The organism is Streptomyces sp. NPDC059851 (assembly GCF_042732005.1).
Taxonomy (GTDB): Bacteria; Actinomycetota; Actinomycetes; order Streptomycetales; family Streptomycetaceae; genus Streptomyces.
In genome coordinates this window covers 1-15,609 of sequence record NZ_JBHWJJ010000084.1, presented here as the reverse complement: position 1 = coordinate 15,609, position 15,609 = coordinate 1, and the positions used below count along the sequence as shown (strand labels likewise).

General features: G+C 72.7%; 17 protein-coding genes. 11 read left to right on the top strand and 6 right to left on the bottom strand.

From position 1 onward, the window contains the following. Positions 1–4: 4 nt before the first annotated feature. Positions 5–1,123, bottom strand: a complete 1,119-nt coding sequence (locus ACFV7Q_RS25275; RefSeq protein WP_385431563.1) for a histone protein — start codon at positions 1,121–1,123, stop codon at positions 5–7. A 223-nt stretch (positions 1,124–1,346) separates the two neighbouring features. On the opposite strand from ACFV7Q_RS25275, the gene ACFV7Q_RS25270 reads away from it, so the two are divergent. The 9 genes from ACFV7Q_RS25270 (at position 1,347) to ACFV7Q_RS25230 (ending at position 5,564) form a co-directional block, all read left to right on the top strand. Beyond that, the gene (locus ACFV7Q_RS25270; RefSeq protein ID WP_385431562.1) at positions 1,347–1,721 is read left to right on the top strand and encodes a gas vesicle protein; all 375 of its coding nucleotides are present in this window, start codon (positions 1,347–1,349) and stop codon (positions 1,719–1,721) included. Positions 1,722–1,749: 28 nt separating this feature from the next. Continuing rightward, a complete protein-coding gene (locus ACFV7Q_RS25265; protein WP_385431561.1) occupies positions 1,750–2,202 on the top strand; it encodes a gas vesicle structural protein GvpA in 453 nt (150 codons plus the stop codon). 3 nt (positions 2,203–2,205) lie between these two features. Continuing rightward, on the top strand, positions 2,206–2,922 hold the full coding sequence (locus ACFV7Q_RS25260) for a GvpL/GvpF family gas vesicle protein (RefSeq protein ID WP_385431560.1): 717 nt from the start codon (positions 2,206–2,208) through the stop codon (positions 2,920–2,922). Positions 2,923–2,959: 37 nt separating this feature from the next. Then, a complete protein-coding gene (locus tag ACFV7Q_RS25255; RefSeq protein ID WP_385431559.1) occupies positions 2,960–3,208 on the top strand; it encodes a gas vesicle protein GvpG in 249 nt (82 codons plus the stop codon). A 106-nt stretch (positions 3,209–3,314) separates the two neighbouring features. After that, a complete protein-coding gene (locus ACFV7Q_RS25250) occupies positions 3,315–3,743 on the top strand; it encodes a gas vesicle protein (RefSeq protein WP_385431558.1) in 429 nt (142 codons plus the stop codon). Then, positions 3,740–4,651: a GvpL/GvpF family gas vesicle protein gene (locus tag ACFV7Q_RS25245; protein WP_385431557.1), complete on the top strand. Its 912-nt coding sequence runs from the start codon at positions 3,740–3,742 to the stop codon at positions 4,649–4,651. Before ACFV7Q_RS25250 ends, ACFV7Q_RS25245 begins: the two co-directional genes overlap by 4 nt. Beyond that, complete coding sequence (locus ACFV7Q_RS25240) at positions 4,648–4,875, top strand: gas vesicle protein (protein WP_385431556.1); 228 nt, start codon at positions 4,648–4,650, stop codon at positions 4,873–4,875. The genes ACFV7Q_RS25245 and ACFV7Q_RS25240 overlap by 4 nt, the downstream gene beginning before the upstream one ends. Continuing rightward, positions 4,865–5,275: a gas vesicle protein K gene (locus tag ACFV7Q_RS25235; protein ID WP_385431555.1), complete on the top strand. Its 411-nt coding sequence runs from the start codon at positions 4,865–4,867 to the stop codon at positions 5,273–5,275. The genes ACFV7Q_RS25240 and ACFV7Q_RS25235 overlap by 11 nt, the downstream gene beginning before the upstream one ends. A 115-nt stretch (positions 5,276–5,390) precedes the next feature. After that, complete coding sequence (locus ACFV7Q_RS25230; RefSeq protein WP_385431554.1) at positions 5,391–5,564, top strand: hypothetical protein; 174 nt, start codon at positions 5,391–5,393, stop codon at positions 5,562–5,564. 659 nt (positions 5,565–6,223) lie between these two features. Here ACFV7Q_RS25230 and ACFV7Q_RS25225 read toward each other — a convergent pair. Further along, positions 6,224–10,780: an HAD-IC family P-type ATPase gene (locus tag ACFV7Q_RS25225; RefSeq protein WP_385431553.1), complete on the bottom strand. Its 4,557-nt coding sequence runs from the start codon at positions 10,778–10,780 to the stop codon at positions 6,224–6,226. Positions 10,781–10,948: 168 nt separating this feature from the next. Between ACFV7Q_RS25225 and ACFV7Q_RS25220 the strand changes: the two genes are divergently transcribed. Beyond that, entirely contained in the window at positions 10,949–11,500 is a 552-nt protein-coding gene (locus ACFV7Q_RS25220) for a hypothetical protein (protein WP_385431552.1), read from the top strand. A gap of 375 nt (positions 11,501–11,875) precedes the next feature. Here ACFV7Q_RS25220 and ACFV7Q_RS25215 read toward each other — a convergent pair whose 3' ends face one another. The 4 genes from ACFV7Q_RS25215 to ACFV7Q_RS25200 all read right to left on the bottom strand — a co-directional run bounded on the left by ACFV7Q_RS25215 (position 11,876) and on the right by ACFV7Q_RS25200 (position 14,674). Then, on the bottom strand, positions 11,876–12,211 hold the full coding sequence (locus ACFV7Q_RS25215) for a hypothetical protein (RefSeq protein ID WP_385431551.1): 336 nt from the start codon (positions 12,209–12,211) through the stop codon (positions 11,876–11,878). Positions 12,212–12,395: 184 nt separating this feature from the next. Beyond that, positions 12,396–12,671, bottom strand: coding sequence for an isoamylase early set domain-containing protein (locus ACFV7Q_RS25210; RefSeq protein ID WP_385431550.1), 276 nt, complete (start codon positions 12,669–12,671; stop codon positions 12,396–12,398). A 180-nt stretch (positions 12,672–12,851) separates the two neighbouring features. Continuing rightward, entirely contained in the window at positions 12,852–13,493 is a 642-nt protein-coding gene (locus ACFV7Q_RS25205; RefSeq protein WP_385431549.1) for a response regulator, read from the bottom strand. Continuing rightward, positions 13,490–14,674 carry a sensor histidine kinase gene (locus ACFV7Q_RS25200; protein WP_385431548.1) on the bottom strand — a complete coding sequence of 395 codons (1,185 nt, stop codon included), beginning with the start codon at positions 14,672–14,674 and terminating at the stop codon, positions 13,490–13,492. The genes ACFV7Q_RS25205 and ACFV7Q_RS25200 overlap by 4 nt, the downstream gene beginning before the upstream one ends. A 235-nt stretch (positions 14,675–14,909) precedes the next feature. Between ACFV7Q_RS25200 and ACFV7Q_RS25195 the strand changes: the two genes are divergently transcribed. Further along, positions 14,910–15,609: hypothetical protein (locus ACFV7Q_RS25195; RefSeq protein ID WP_385431547.1), on the top strand; the 700-nt coding region annotated here is incomplete at its 3' end.

Here is a 15,609-nt window from a genome sequence, read left to right as displayed (position 1 = left end):
GGCGCTACCTCCGCGTCGACGGCTTGCGCGCCGTCGTCTTCTTCGCTGACGTCGCGGCCTTCCTGCCGCCGGTGCTCCGTGCCGACCGGCGCGTCGTGGACTTCTTCGCCGGCGCGCTGGTCTTCTTCGCCGCAGCCTTCTTGGCCGGCGGGGCCTTGCTCTTCGCCGCTGCACTGGTCTTCTTCGCCGCGGCCTTCTTCGCCGGTGCGCTCGACGTCTTCGCCGGGGCCTTCTTGGCCGGGGCCTTCTTCGTCGGGGCCTTCTTCGCTGGCGCGGCCTTCTTGGCCGGTGGGGCCGTCTTCTTCGCCGAGGGTGCCTTCTTGGCGGACGGGGCCTTCTTCTCGGGCGCGGCCTTCTTCGCGGGCGCGGCCTTCTTCTCGGGCGGCTTCTTCGCGGGCGCGGCCTTCTTCGCGGCCGGCTTCTTCGCGGCCGGCTTCTGGGACGGTGCCGGGCTCGGACGAGTGGCGGAGGCGCGATCGGGAGCGCCGCGCGATGCCGATGATCGTGCGCTGCTGCGGCGCGGACGCTTGCGGGGACGCTCCTCCTCCGGCTCCTCCTCCGGCTCCTCCTCGGGCTCCGGCTCCTCCTCTACTTCCGGCTCCTCATCCTCGTAGGGCTCTTCCGGCTCACCCTCCTCCTCGGCCTCGTAGGGTTCCTCCTCCTCGCCCTCGTAGGGCTCTTCCTCGCCCTCTTCCTCGGCCTCGTACGGCTCCTCGTCCTCGTACTCCGGCTCTTCGGCCTCTTCGTCGTAGCCGGCGTCCTCGTACGCTTCGCTCTCGTCTTCCTCGCGCTCGTCCGGCTCCTCGCGCCCGCTGGTGAGTTCGAGGGTGCGCTGGTGGAGGGAGTCGGCCAGGCTGGAGAGCTGCCGGTTGGCGGCGGCCTTGATGGCCTTGCGGCCCGCTTCGAGGGCTTCGCCGCGCAGCTGTTCACCGAGCTCGGCCGTCTGTGGCATCTCCTGCAGTTTGCGCAGCCCCAGTGCCATGAGCTGGCCCGGCTGGAGGCTGAACCTACGGCCGGCGAGGTAAGTCGCCAACGACAGGGCCAGGCGGCCCTTCTTCGTTCGCCCCAGTAGGTAGCCTCCCGTGACGGCGGCTGCCAGGGCGAGCTTGGACGTGTCCTCCATAACCTGATCCCTTCCCGAGGTGGTGGATCACCTGGCCCCGGCCAGGTGGCGGTGGTCCTTCCATCAGGACGAGGCCCTGACGACGTCGGTACCTACCAGGGGGCTGCTCACCCTGGCCGGGGATATGCAGCGAGATGTGAAGAAAATCCGGTTTGAGGGGTGTGGCCCGGAGGTGACGGGGGAGGCGTTTTACGTCCACGGAGATCGGTCACGAGGGGAGCACATGACCACGCCAGAACCGGCTCGCCGTCGGCGCCGCCCGCCCCAGGGCGACGACGACGAGCAGCCCCGTACCAGGCCGGCGCGCAAGGCCAGCGCCTCCCAGAGGCACGGTGTGCCCAGTGCGGCGGCCGCCATGCGGGCGGCCGCGGAGCAGCTGTCGGAGCTGCTCGGCCGGCGCCCCGAATCGGTGTCGTCCCTCAAACCGACGGACGACGGCTGGCAGGCGGTGGTCGAGGTGGTCGAGCTCGAACGCATCCCGGACACCACCAGCGTCATGGCCAGTTACCGGGTGCAGCTGGACGAGCAGGGCGAGCTGATCTCCTACGAACGGACCCGGAGGTACAGCCGGGGCATGATCGACCGGCTGGGCGGCTGACACCGCACCGGCCCGGAAGGGAAGAGCCATGACGATGGTGCCGCAGGGAGCGAGCGGAGGCGTCAGCCGCAGCGGCGGAGGAACGAGCAGCCTCTACGACGTCCTGGAACTCATTCTCGATCGTGGGCTCGTCATCGATGCCTTCGTGCGCGTCTCCCTGGTCGGGATCGAAATCCTCAAGATCGATGCCCGCATCGTGGTCGCAAGCGTCGACACCTACCTCCGCTTCGCCGAGGCCTGCAACCGGCTCGACCTGGAGGCGGGCCGCAAGGCCCCCGCACAGCTGCCGGAAGTCGTCGACCAGATGGTCGAGGGCGGCAGCCGGGGCAAGACCAAGGGTGCGCTCACCGGCGCGCTCGATGCCGTGACGCAGTCGCTGTCCGGCCAGAGCAAGGAGGAGGAGCCCGAGGAAGAGGAGGAGGAACAAGAACCTCGACGCCGGCGCCCCGCCCGACGGCCCGTGCGGCGCGAAAGGGAGTGACCCATGGCCGTCTACGTGTATGCCGTCACCTTGCGTGACCATCCCTGCCGGATCGACGGGCTCACCGGTGTCGGCGCCCACGGCGCAGCCGTGCGGGTGGTATCCGCAGGGGATCTGCACGCCGTGGTCAGCGACATCGACGAGGAGATCCGCCCCAAAAGGCGGGACGTGGCAGCCCACCAGGCCGTTCAGGACCGCCTCATGGCCGACGGGACGCCGCTGCCGCTGCAATTCGGGTACACCGCGCCCGACGACGGGGCCGTGCGCCAGGTCCTCGAAGAGCAGGAGGGCGCATACCGGGCCGCCCTGGAACGCGTACAGGACTGTGCGGAGTACAACATCAAGGCCTCGCTGGAGCAGGAGCACCTGCTCCGCGAGATCCTGGACGATTCACCCGAGGCGCGGAGGCTCAACGAAGAGATCCTCAGCGGGTCACCGGACCCGCGCCTGCCCCTGGAGCTCGGGCAATTGATCGCCGCCGAGGTCGAGCAGCGGCGCGCGAACGCGGCCGACGGGCTGGTCCGGTCCTTGGCGCCGCTGGGCCGGGAGCACACCCTCCACGTCCCTGGTGGTGAGGACTTCCTCAACCTGTCCCTGCTGGTTCCGCGGGACGGCGCAGCAGCCGTACTCAATGCGCACGACGAGCTGGTCCGGGCGGACGATGCGGGTCTTTCGGTCCGCCTGACCGGGCCGCTGCCCCCGTACAGCTTCGTGGCGTAGGACGCGCCGGCCCCGCAGAAGGAAGGAGGACCCTGCGATGGGCCTGCTGGAGAAACTGATCACCTCACCCCTGCTCCCCGTCCGGACCGTCGTCTGGGTCGCGCAGCGCGTGGCGGACAGGGCCGAGGCCGAGTACTACGACCCGGCGTCCGTACGGGCGGAGCTCGCCGAGCTGGAGCATCGACTCGCCGACGGTGAGATCGACGAAGAGACCTTCGAACGCGAGGAAGACCTGCTGATCGAACGGCTGATGGAGATCGACAGGTACCGCAGGGGCGACCTGTGACGGGACGGCCCGGTGGCGGGACGCCCCCCGTGTCCGTACGGGGACCCGCCACGGGCGACGCCCACGACGAGGACACCGGCGACAGACCACTGGGAGGCGAACGTACGTGACGAACCCCCTGGACCGCAGATTCGGCACTGGCCCACCGATGGCGGGCTACCCGCCCAGCTCCTCGGCCAACCTGGCCGACATCCTCGAGCGCGTGCTGGACAAGGGAATCGTCATCGCCGGCGACATCCGCATCAACCTTCTCGACATCGAGCTGCTCACCATCAAGCTGCGGCTCGTGATCGCGTCGGTGGACAAGGCCAGGGAGATGGGCATCGACTGGTGGGAACACGATGCGTCACTGTCCTCCCGCCACCAGGACCCGTCCCTCGCCGCCGAGAACCAGCGCCTGCGCGCCGAACTGGCACAACTGCGGCGGGACCGGCTCACCGCCTCCGAGCCGCAGCCCGACCCCTTGGGCCTTGAGCAGGAGGAGCGGCAGGAGCGGCCCGCCCGCGGTACGCCGAGGCGGAGGACCGAGCCGTGAACGCCCCCGCTCCCCCGACCCTCACCTACGTCTACGCCGTCGCGCCCCCCACGCCCGTACTGGACCACGTCCTGCCGGCCCTCGTCGGAGTGGCGGGGAGCCCCGTCACCGTGTTGGTGCCCCCCGGTGGTGCTGGGGGGCCGGTCGCCTTCGTCATCAGCGACGTCCCGCAGGCCGACTGGGCAGAAGACGCGCTCAGGGACCACTTCGAGGACCTGCGCTGGCTCGAGGACACCGCCCGCGCCCACCACCACGTCATCGAGGCCCTCGCCGCACACACCACCGTGCTGCCCCTGCGCATGGCCACCCTCTACCAGGACCACACCCGGGCGCTCCAGGCCCTGCACGCACAGACCCGGGACTTCGCCACCCAGCTGGCCCGGCTCAGCGCCCACACCGAGTACGGAGTCAAGATCTACGTACGCCCCTCCACCGCACCCGCCACCCCCGACGCCACCACGGAGGCCCCACCCGCGAGCCCCGGCAAGGCCTACCTGCAGGCCCGGCGGGCCCACCACGACGCCCGCGAGGACCACTACCGGCAGGCGCAGCTGGCTGCCGACCGCCTTGCCGCCATCGCCGGGCGGTACACGACCCAGCACGTGCGCCACCCCGCGCAGAGCGGCCCCCTCACCGCGCCGACGGCCGGGGAGAACGTCCTCAACGACGCCTTCCTCGTCCCCGACGACCAGGCCGACGCCTTCCGGGCAGCGCTCCACAGAGCGGCCGAGGACCTTCCCGGGATCCGCCTTGAGGTGACCGGCCCCTGGGCGCCGTACTCGTTCGCCGCGCCGCTGCCCGCCGCTGCGCCCCCTGCGCCGCCTCCGGCACCCCCTTCGCCCCCTCCTGCACCCACTGCACCCCCGCAACCTCCTGCACCCCCACCACCGGCTACCCCTGCGTCATGAGCCTCTCCGACCACCACGACCACACCGCCCTTGCCGGTCGGCAAGTCGCACTCGTCGACCTCCTCGACCGGCTGCTGGCCGGAGGCGTCGTGATCACCGGCGACATCATCCTGTCCATCGCGGACATCGACCTCGTCCGGATCTCCCTGCGCGCCCTCATCAGCTCCGTCAGCACCGCCGACGCCCCACGACCGGAGTGGAACGGTGAACGCCATGAGCCGTGAGCCCACCCGTCGGCCGCACCGCGACGCCCCGGACCTGCGTCCGGTCGGTGACGCGATGGCCGACGCCGTCCGGCTGCTGCCGGCCTCCCCGACGGACGCGCCACCATCCGGCCGCTCCCGCGGACGTCGTATCCGCACGGGTCCCGACACGGTCGGGGAAGATCTGGTCAAGCTCGTACTGACCGTGGTCGAACTCCTCCGGCAGCTCATCGAGCGGCAGGCCGTACGCCGCGTCGAGGCGGGCGGCCTCAGCGACGCGCAGGAGGAGGAGCTGGGGGCGACCCTCCTCGCCCTCCACGAGCGCATGACCGAACTGTGCGCCCAGCACGGCTTCACCCTCGAAGACCTCAACCTCGACCTCGGCCCCCTCGGCCCCCTGCTCCCTCCACCGGATCGCTGAGCAACTCCCGCCCACACGGCTTCGCGGGCGCAGGAAGTGCGTCGGACCCCGCGCGAGCCCGTTGTACCCGCCTTCCCTGGGTAGAGGCGAAAGAGGAGGAAAGTGGGGAACGGACATGAGTGCCAGCGAAAAGGTCAAAGCCAAGGCCGAGCAAGTGGCGGGGAAGGCCGTGCGGAAGACGGCGCACGCCCTGGGCAACAGAACGACGGAGGCCAAGGGCGCAGCGCTGGAGGCCCGCGGCAAGGCCCGGGAGATGAAGGAGAAGGGAAAGGACAACCTCAAGCCTTGAACGGATGCCACCACCCCGACCCACCGGGCGCCGGCACGGTCGCAGCACGTGCTCGACGGGGCCGAGGACGACGGGGGCCGGACGACCGTTCGGGGAGCAGGTCCCCCTGCTCCCCGAGGTGACGGCCGGAGGTGGGCGGGAGGTGGCCGGAACGACGTCGGAGGAAGCCGTGGTGGACCACCCCGACCCGGGTTTCAACGCGACCCTGTACGGTGCACCGCACTACGAGGGCGTCGTCGTCACGGTGCCTGCTGACGAAGGGGACGAGGGGGCGGCTGCGGTCGCGTACTCCCTCGCCCACCTGGGGCTGAGCAGGCTGGGTTCACTGCGCGCCCCGAGTGGGCCCGCCCAGGACGACCACCCGTTCCACCAAGTCCTCCATTGGGTCACCCACGTCACGGTGTGGGAGGAAAAGCCTGCGACCCGGCTGCCGGCCGGTGAGGAACGGGGCAGGACCTGGGAGGGCTACAGTGCCGACACCGGAGATCTGGGCGTCTGGGCCACGAAGGCCAAATACGTTCGCGTCTGGAAGCGGACGGCGGGCGGGACACCGGACGCTGCGGCCCTCGCACCACCCGGCCCGTTCCCGATCACGGTCGTGGAGTTACGTGAGGTCTCCCCGGGTGTGGCATCCCCACGCCACGGGATGCACTTGGGCTTCACGTGCTCCCGGGTGGGGCGGCGGGGTGCGCGGCGGTCGGGACGAGGGTCCAGAGATGGCCGAGGGCAGTGGCGACGGCAATGGAGCCGAGGGCGATGCCCCAGCCGAAGGGCCCCAGGGGCACGCAGCCGAAGAACCGGCTGACTCCCGGAACCTGGATGATCGCGGCCAGTACGGCGGCCGAGCCGAGACCGGCGACGAGGACGTTGCGGTCCTGGCCGCCGGTCGTGAGGGTCTGGACGAGTTGGGTGCCGACCACGGCGGCCAGGGCGACCGTCCCTGCCCGTCGCGCGGTGCCGGTCAGGCGTGCCGCCGTCCAGGCCAGGCCGGCTCCGGTCGTGGTCACCGCTCCGCGGTGCAGCATTTCACGGGTGAGGGCCGTGGTCAGGGAACGGTGCGGGCCCTCTTCGAGGAGGCGTGTCGCGGTCGTGTCGGGGGGCTGCCGCATGGCGATGGCCAGCGAGGGGGCGAGGTCCGTCAGCAGGTTGACCAGCATGATCTGCCGGGCGTTGAGGGGGGTGGTACCCGTCACGGCGGAAACGAGCACGCTGAAGGTGACTTCGCCCAGGTTGCCTCCGATGAGGATGGCGAGGGCCTCGCGGACGGAGGCCCACATGGCGCGGCCCTCGGTGAGGGCGGAGACGATGGTCTCCAGCCGGTCGTCGGTGACGACGAGGTCTGCGGCGGCGGTCGCGGCGGGGGTGCCGCGGCGGCCGAGCGCGATGCCCACGTCCGCGAGCCGGATGGCGGGTGCATCGTTGGCGCCGTCTCCCGTCATCGCCACGACACGTCCGAGGCGCTGGTACGCCTGGACGATGCGGACCTTGTGGGTGGGGCTGCACCGGGCGATGACGTCCACGGTGGGCAGTACTTCGTCCAGGGCGTCGTCGTCCAGCTCGTCGAGTTCGGGGCCGGTACGGACGGTGAGCCCGGCCCCGTCGTCCGTGTCCGCCCTCGGACCGGCTGCGGCGTCGCCGAGGGCCGAGGCAACGGCGTCGGCGGTCGCCGGGTGGTCGCCGGTGAGCATGACGGTCTGGACGCCCGCTGCCCGCAAGCGTGCGGTGGCGGGAGCGGCGCTGGACCGCAAGGGGTCGGCGAGGGTGACGAAGCCGAGCAGGACGAGGTCGTGGACGGCGTCGTCGGTCAGGTCCTCGTCGTCGCCCATGCGGCGCTCCGCCACTGCGAGGACCCGACGTCCCGCGGCGGCGAGTTCCTCCGCCGTGGCCGTCAACTCGGCGCGGGAGCCTGCGTCCAGCGCGGTCGCCGGGCCGCGCGGGGAGCGGCAGCGGGTGCTGCGGGCGATGACGTTCTCCGGCGCGCCCTTGACGCTGAGCAGGACGCTGCCCCCGGCGTGTCCGGCCGTGGCGTGGTAGGCCCGGGCCGGTTCGAAGGGCAGGGTGTCGGTGCGCTGCCAGCGGGCGGCGCCGGTACGCGGCCCGACCCTGGCCCGCTGCGCACCGTCGAGGACGGCCCGGTCGGTCTGGTGGGCCATCGGCTCGGCCTGCCGGGCGGCCGGGGTGGCGCGCAACGCGGCGGCGAGCACCTCTTTGTGCCGGGTGCGCAGACGGTCCAGGGGGGCGGTGGTTTCTCCGTCGTTCACTTCGGCAAGGCGCAGGGTGCCTTCGGTGAGCGTGCCCGTCTTGTCGAAGCAGAGTACGTCCGCACGTCCGAGTGCCTCGATCGTGCGGGGATTGCGGACCAGGGCGCCCGCGGCGGCGAGGCGACGGGCGGCCGCCAACTGGGCGGCGTTCACCAGGAAGGGGAGGCCCTCGGGGACCGAGGCGACGGCGAGGTTGACGGCGGAGGCGAGGTTGTCGCTGAGGGGCCGGCCGTGCAGGAGGCCGGAGAGGGTGACGGCGACGGCGGAACCGAGGGCGACGGGGATGCTGGCGCGGGTGAGCGAGGAGAGGCGGGATTCCACGCCGGTCTTCGGCGCGTACTGGCGGGTGGTGGCGAGGCTCCGGCCCGCTTCGGTGGCCTGCCCGGTGGCGACGACGACGGCGACGCCGTGTCCGGCCGACACACTGGTGCCCTCGTACAGCATCGAGGTGCGGCCCTGGAGGTAGGCCGCGATGACGGGCGCCGGGTCCTTGGCGACCGCCAGGGACTCGCCGGTCAGTGAGGACTCGTCCACCTCCAGCCCGTCCGACTCCAGGAGCCGGCAGTCGGCGGGCACGACGTCCTCGGGCCCGAGGACGACGATGTCACCGGGTACCAGTTCGCCGGCGGCCACCAGGCGCTCGCGGCCGGCCCTGCGGACACGGGCCCCGATCGCGGACCGGGCGAACAGTTCCGACAGGGCCCGGTCGGTCCGTACCCGCTGGACGCCGCCGACCAGCGCGGACAGGCTGGTGATCGCGGCCACCAGTACCGCGTCGGTACGGGAGCCCACGGCGGCGGCGAGGGCGCCGCCGACCGCGAGGACGGGTGTGAGCGGATTGGAGAGTTCCTCGATGAAGGCGTGCGGGAGGGTCAGCGGCTCGGGGGCACCGGCGTAGGCCTCGCCCACTCGGGCGGCGGCCTCCTGCGCCGAGAGTCCTTCGGACCGGCTGTCGAGCCGCTGGAGGACCCTGTCGGCGGGCATCAGGTGCCAGGGGGTCGTGGTCACCGGCGGGGCGAGGGGGCGGGCCAGCAGCTGACGGGCGCGCCAGAGGCCGAGGCCGAACGCGAACAGCCCGGCCGTGTTGCCGGTCGCGAGTACCCGCGCCGTCGCCCGTCGTACCGGTGACTGCAGGGCGGTCACGGCTCCGACGCCGCTGCCGCCGGCGGAGAGGAGGTGGCTGTCGCGGTCCACCACGGCGGCGGACGCGACGGCGTCGACCACGATGGCAGCCGCTTCGAGGTCCTGGCCGACGAGGAGGTGCGCGCCCCAGGGGGTGTGCTCCCCGCGGTGGTGGACGCCGATCGCGCAGTCGGCTTCGGCCAGGGCGCGGCGGTTGCCGGACAGGAGCAGGACGACGGCCCCGTCGGCTTGGAGGCCCCGCAACGACGCGACCAGTCGCCGGCCTGCCGGGACGACCGCGTCGGCGTACGGGATGCGGGCGTCGTCGCGGGTGGTGGCGACGACGACGCGTGCTCCGGCCCGCCGCGCCGCAGCCGCGACGGCCTCCGCCCCCGGGGCGGTCTGGGCGGCGAGACCCGCGACGGCCAGGAGGCGGCGCCCGCGGGCCAGGCCGAGGACCTTCTCGGCCCCGCGGCGGCGCATCCGCTCCGCCGTGTCGGACCGGGTTCCGTCCGGCCCCGCCGTGTCAGGGCCGCCTTGGGCGGCGGGTTCCCGGTCGAGGGGCAGTTCCTCCAGCGGGCCGAGGGTCCAGTCTCCGGCGTGCTGGGTGGCGAGCGGGGCGTCGGGGTCGTAGAGGGAGAAGAGGCGGTCGGCCGCCTCCGCCGGGTCGGCGCCGTTCACCACGTCGAGGTCCATCGGCTCGTAGCGCTCCCCGCGGAGGGCGTCCTCCTCCAAGAGGATCGTGTCCACCTGTCCGAGTCGTCGCAGGACGGTGCGGTCCATCGTGACCACGCCGCGCTGGGCCAGGTACCGGCCCAGGCTCGCGGCGAAGCCTTCCCGACCCGCTTTCGGGGCTTTGGGCACGGCGGCGACGGCAACGGCGATCGCCCGCCGCAGCCCTGCGAAGGGCAGGGCGGCCGCCGCCAGAACGACCCCTGCTGCCATGGACCGCTCGGCGAAGCGATCCGCCGCGTCCTTGGGCAGCGGCCCGGCCCGCTCGCTCGCCACGGCTTCGGCGGAAGCCTCCTCGGGGCTCCGGACGAGTCCGGCTTCCGCCACGCGCCAGGCGTCGCGTTCAGCGCTCGCCTCGCGCCAAGCCGCCGCCCGCAGCACCACGTCCAGGCCGATTCCGCTGCCGCCCGTCGCCACGCCCTGGATCACGGCGCCCGCCACGGAGAGCAGGGACTCTGCACCCGCCTCACCGCTGACGTCCTCGACCAGGTGGCGCAGGCGCGGGTGGGTGCGCAGGGCGTCGATGAGGGCGGCGACCTCCGCGGGCAGGCCGAACCAGGGAGCGAGTCGGCGTGCGGTGGCGATGGCCAGGCCCGCCGTGTCCGCGGCCAAGGCGGCGAGGGAGGCGAAGGGTAGGCCTTCGGCGGGGTGGTCCGGTTCCGGAGTCCACTCGTCGAAGGCCTCCTCGTCGGCTGCGTGCGCCCCTTCCGCGCCCTCCACCAGGGCCACCAGGTCCGCCTGCGGTGCCGGCGGCGTGCCCAGCTCGACCACCACCCGTTCCATCGGCGCGTTCACCCGCGCCCACAACACCCCCGGATGTCCCTCCAGCGCCCGCTCGACGCGACGCGACACACCCCCGCCTCCCGCACCGTGTACGCCGGACACCTCGATGTAGCAGCGCCCCGGCCGCCGCCACACCTGACGGCGGGGCGGAGTCACCAGGTCCTGTGCCGCTTCGCGGGCCGCCCGCACGCCCGATGCCGTGTGCGCGGCCAGGCTGGAGAGCACGTCGCCGAAGAAGGTGACCACCGTGTCTGCGGCCGAGTGCGAGGAGGAGCTGGAGGACGGCTGGGCCGACGAAGCGTTCTCCGACTCCGGCATGAGCGCGCTCCCTCGGTGGCAGCAGGCGGGACAGGGCGTGGCCCACCCGCCTGCGGCTGGAACGCAACGGTGAGCAATCTCGCGAATCTGCTTATCCCACCTCAAACAGGCAATACGCCCACGGGAGGGCTATTTGCCCTAGCGCGCTCATTCCCGGAGGTGAGATCTGTGGACCCCGCCCACGACCATGACCGGCCCGGCGCCGAGCCCACCGGGGCCAAGCAGGACAGCGGACAGCGGACGTTCACCGTGACCGTCCCCTCGTTCGACCGCGTCGCGGACGGCGCGGCGACCGCGGCGATGCTGCCCGTGAACGTCGCCCGCCGCGTACTGCCCGCCAAGAAGGGCCTCCCCCTCTACGTCGGCCTCGGTGTGCTGGCGGCGGTCGACGTCCTCGACTGGCCCGTGGCCCTCGGCATCGGCCTCGGGTACGCCGCCCTGCGCCGCAACGGCGGTGTGATCGGCGCCCCCGAAGCACCGGCGAAGGCGCCGAGCGGAACGGAAACGCCGAGCGGAACGGAAACCGAGACGAGCGGAACGAAGACCGAGACGGGAGTCGAGCCGAGGGGGTCGGAGGTGCCAGCCGGATCTAACGAAACGGAGGAGCCAGTAAGGCACCTCGCACCGGTCACGCCGGCCGAACCGCCCGAATCGGCCCCGCCGAAGCCGTTCACCGGCCCGGGGAAGGCCTCGGGTCCCCAACCCGGCTCCATGACGTAGAGGTAGAGGGAGCGGTGGTCAAGGGGGGCCGGCGCCGGGCTGCTGCCCGGCGCCCTCGATTCCGCCCCGGCCCCTCTGGGTTCCCCAGCAGCCGGGGCGTCCCCCAGAAGCGGGGCGGCGAGTCAGCGGCTTGGAGCCTTGCCGCCGTGCGGGCCCTTGCGGGCCTTACGGGCGCCGGCGCCCTGCTTCTTCGGGGAATCGAAGGAACGGGAACCAGCCGAGCTGCTCGGTGCCCTCGTGACGACCGGGTCCCTCACCGTGGGGAACGTGCGACTTCGGACTCTCGGCCTTCGAGACCACCTCCTGGACGGGGGCTACGGGCCGCCGTACGCCTGCCGTGCCCCCCGCACGGTCGGGCAACCTCCGGGTCCGGGTCTACAGTTCCGGTTGGTGCTCCGGCTGGACGACGAGGACCCAGTCGTCACCGCGGGTCTCCACGGTGAAGCCCGCGTTGCGGAACACGGCGGCGAGCGCGAGGCCGAAGGCGTGCCGGAGCCCGGGCAGGTCCCTCCGACCGGCGTTGCGGCTGCGACGCGGCCCCCGACGCCTGACCCGCACGCTGCGAATCCCCTCCGGCATCCAGCCGACCATCACACCGCGGGCGTGCTGAACGGTGCGGACACCTTCCGCACCGGCCGCGCCCTCGGTGAACCCGGCCTCCGCCAGAACGGCGCGGACCGCCTCCAGGAACTGCCCTTCTTGATCAGTCACAGACCGCACTGTAGACCGGGGACAGCCTGCTCGGCGGAGCGTGCGCCGGTGCGCAGCGGCTCGTGTCGGCCTGGTCAGTACGGTCCCCGGCGCCCCCGATCAACCATCCGGGGGCGCCGGCCGTACGAAGGGCGGCTGCCGCCGCCCCCAGGACACGGAGGGTCGCGGGGAAAGCAGTGGGGCGTCAGGTGTGGAGGCGACCGTTGGTGCCGTCGTGGCCGTCGGCGCTTTCGTCGTCGAACCAGTAGTCACCGGCGGCCAGGTAGCGGAAGGAGTGAGTGCCGTTGGAGGGGAGAGCGACGGTGACGGCGCGCGTGCCGTCACCGCGCGCCTTCAGCGGGTGGGCCGCGGGGTTCCATTGGTTGAAGTCCCCCACCACGCTGACCGGCCCGTCCGGAGCGTTCTCGGGGAGGACGAAGGTGACCTGGGTGCGGCCCTTGACCTGCTTGCGTTCGAGCACCGAAAACTCCAGGGGGACGGAGGGAAAAGCGGGCTTCGTGGATCGTCGCACCGGGGTTCGGCCACGCGGTGCGGCACACGCGGGCGAGCACCCGGTCATCACCCACCCGGCCGTCGGGTGCGTCGTGGGGCGGCTGCGCCGCATCGCCCGCCGGTCGGCGAGGACCGTGCCGGCGCCGCCTCACAGCAGGCCCATGTCGCGGGCGCGGATCGCCGCCTGGGTGCGGTCGCGCAGCTTCAGGCGGCCGAGGATGCGCGAGACGTGGTTCTTGACGGTGCCTTCGCTGACGAAGAGCGCCGCGGAGATCTCCCGGTTGGTCAGGCCCTCGGCCACCAGTCGGAGGATTTCGGTTTCGCGGGGGCTGAGGGCGGGGGCCTGCGGGTCCGGTGCGGGGCCGCACGGGCGGGGCAGGGCGGCGGCCAGCCTGCAGGCCACCGAGGAGTCGAGCTGCGTGACGCCGGCGTGGGCGAGCCGTAGGGCGTGGGCCAGTTCCTCCGCGGACAGGTCCTTCAGCAGGTAGCCGCTCGCCCCGGCTCGCAGCGCTTGGATGACGTACTCCTCGTCGTCGAAGGTCGTCAGCATGACCGTCCGGCATTCCGGGGCCCTGACGCGCAGGACGGCGGCGGCCTCGACTCCGTCCATCCCCGGCATGCGGACGTCCATGAGGACCACGTCGGGCCGCAGCTCAAGCGTCCTGTCCACCGCCTCCTTGCCGTCGGCCGCCGTGCCGACGACGGTGATGCCCTGCCGGATGCCGAGCAGAGCGGCGATGCCCTCGCGGATGAGCTGCTGGTCGTCGACGACCAGGACGCGTACCGTCACGGCGCCGCCGTCCCGGTGACCGGCGAGCGCGGGACGGTCACGGTGAGCCGGGTTCCTGCTCCGGGGGCGCTGTCCAGCTCCACCCGGCCGTCGACCAGCCGTACCCGTTCCCGTATGCCGAGCAGGCCGAATCCGACGTCGCCACCGGGGGCGAAGCCACGGCCGTCGTCGGTGACCACCAGCCGGGCGCCGTCCGTTCCCAGCGTGACGGTGATCGAGACCCGGGTGGCGCGGGCGTGTCGGCGGGCGTTGGTGAGCCCCTCCTGCGCGGCGCGGTAGAGGGTCGTCAGGGCGGCGGGCTCGTAGCCGCTCTCGTCGCCTTCGACCTCGGCGGTGACGACCGGCCGCCCGCCGTGACCCCGGGCCAGGCCGATCAGTGCGGCGGACAGCGAGGGCTGGGCGGGTTCCTCGCGCAGCGTGCGGACGGACTGTCGTACGTCGCCCAGGGCGAGCTTCACCGAGCGCCTGGCCTCCTCGATCGCGAGCCGTGCGGCGGCCGGGTCGAGGCTGTGGAAGTCCGTGGCCAGCTCCAACTGTACGGAGGCGGCGGTGAGGTGGTGTCCGAGACTGTCGTGGATGTCGCGGGCCAGCCGGTTGCGTTCGGCTGCGGCGGACAGGTCGCCGACGCGGGCGGCATAGGAGGCCAGCCGCGCCCGGCCCTCCTGCTCGGCGACCGCCACGGCCGCCATGGAAACGGCCAGGGCCAGGCCGACACCGAGCATCAGCGCATCGGAGACGTGCTCCAGGTTCCGGTACCAGCCGGGGGCCGACGCCACGTAGCCGGTGAGCAGGCCACCCATGCACAGCGCGGCCAGGGCGACGGCGGTCCGGCGGCCGAAGGCGAAGCAGGCCCAGAACGGCAGGAGGACGAACAGTGCGCGGGACAGGCCCGACTCGTCCAGCGCGTTCACCCCGGCGATGAGCCCCAGGCGCGTGAGGAGCAGGACGGCGGCGGCGCGGCGCGGGGTGCGCGCCGGGAAGCGGTGGCGTTCGACGCCCTCCAGTACGCACAGCAGCGCGAGCCCGGCGGCGAAAGCGGCCGTGTGGGTGCCCGGTGCCCCGCCGCCGGGGGCAGGTCCCACCGCCTGGAAGTACAGTCCGCCGGCGAGCACGGCTCCGTACAGCAACGGCGCGATCCACGGCACCGGGCGGGCCGATCCCTTGACGCTCCACGCGGACACCGCGTCACCCCCTGTGTTCCGGGCCCAGGCTAGGGCCTGGCCCCACCGGTGATCGAGGGCGGCGGGCGGACCGATGACCCGCCGGTGGGCGATGTGGCCGTTCGGCACGTGCCGAACGGCACCGGGTGGACCGTCACGGGTGTGCCCAGGAGTCCCCGGTCCGCATCTGTGGAGTGCGGGAAGACGCCTCCTAGCGTCGGGGGCACCGTCCGTCCCCGCCTTGGAGGTGCCCGTGATGTCCACTTACCGACCCGCTACCCGGCTCTTCGCCGCGTCCGGTCTGCTGTCCGGGGCGCTCATCGCCCTGCCCGCGCTCGTCGAGGCGTTCACCGGGGAGACCGCGGTCACCAGCTGGCTGCTCGGGCTCGCCCCTGCGCTCTCCCTGCCCCTGATCGCCGCGCTGCACCTGCGGCAGCGCCATGTGACGGGCCGTTTCGGTGAGGTCGCCTTCGTGGTGAACCTGGTCGGTGCCGGCTTGTTCGGCGGGGCGGCGTTCACCCTCAACATGGCGCTCTTCCACCTCGACGCCGCCGTCGTGGAGCAGTTGCTCGAAGGGCCCACCCGGTTCGCCCTGCTGGGTTCTGCGATCGCCTTCGCCGCGGGCAGCACGCTGCTCGGCGCCACGGCGATCCGCGCCCGGGTGTGGCCGCGCGTGCCGTCCTGGGGGTACGCGGTCGTGGTGCCGCTGCTGGCGCTGCTCGCGCCGCTGCCCGATGCGCCGGTCAAGAACGCGCTGCACGTCCTGGTCGGCGTGACGCTGATGTGGTTCGCGGCGGCGCTGTACGCCGTCCCGGCCACGGCGCCGGCTGCGGCCGTGGCGGGGAGCCGGGTGCCGCCGGTCTCCGGATCAGGGGGGCAGCGGCGCGGCCCGGACACGGTGGGGTATACAAAAAGACCTGCCCACAACAACAACGAAAGAACACGTGACATGGTGG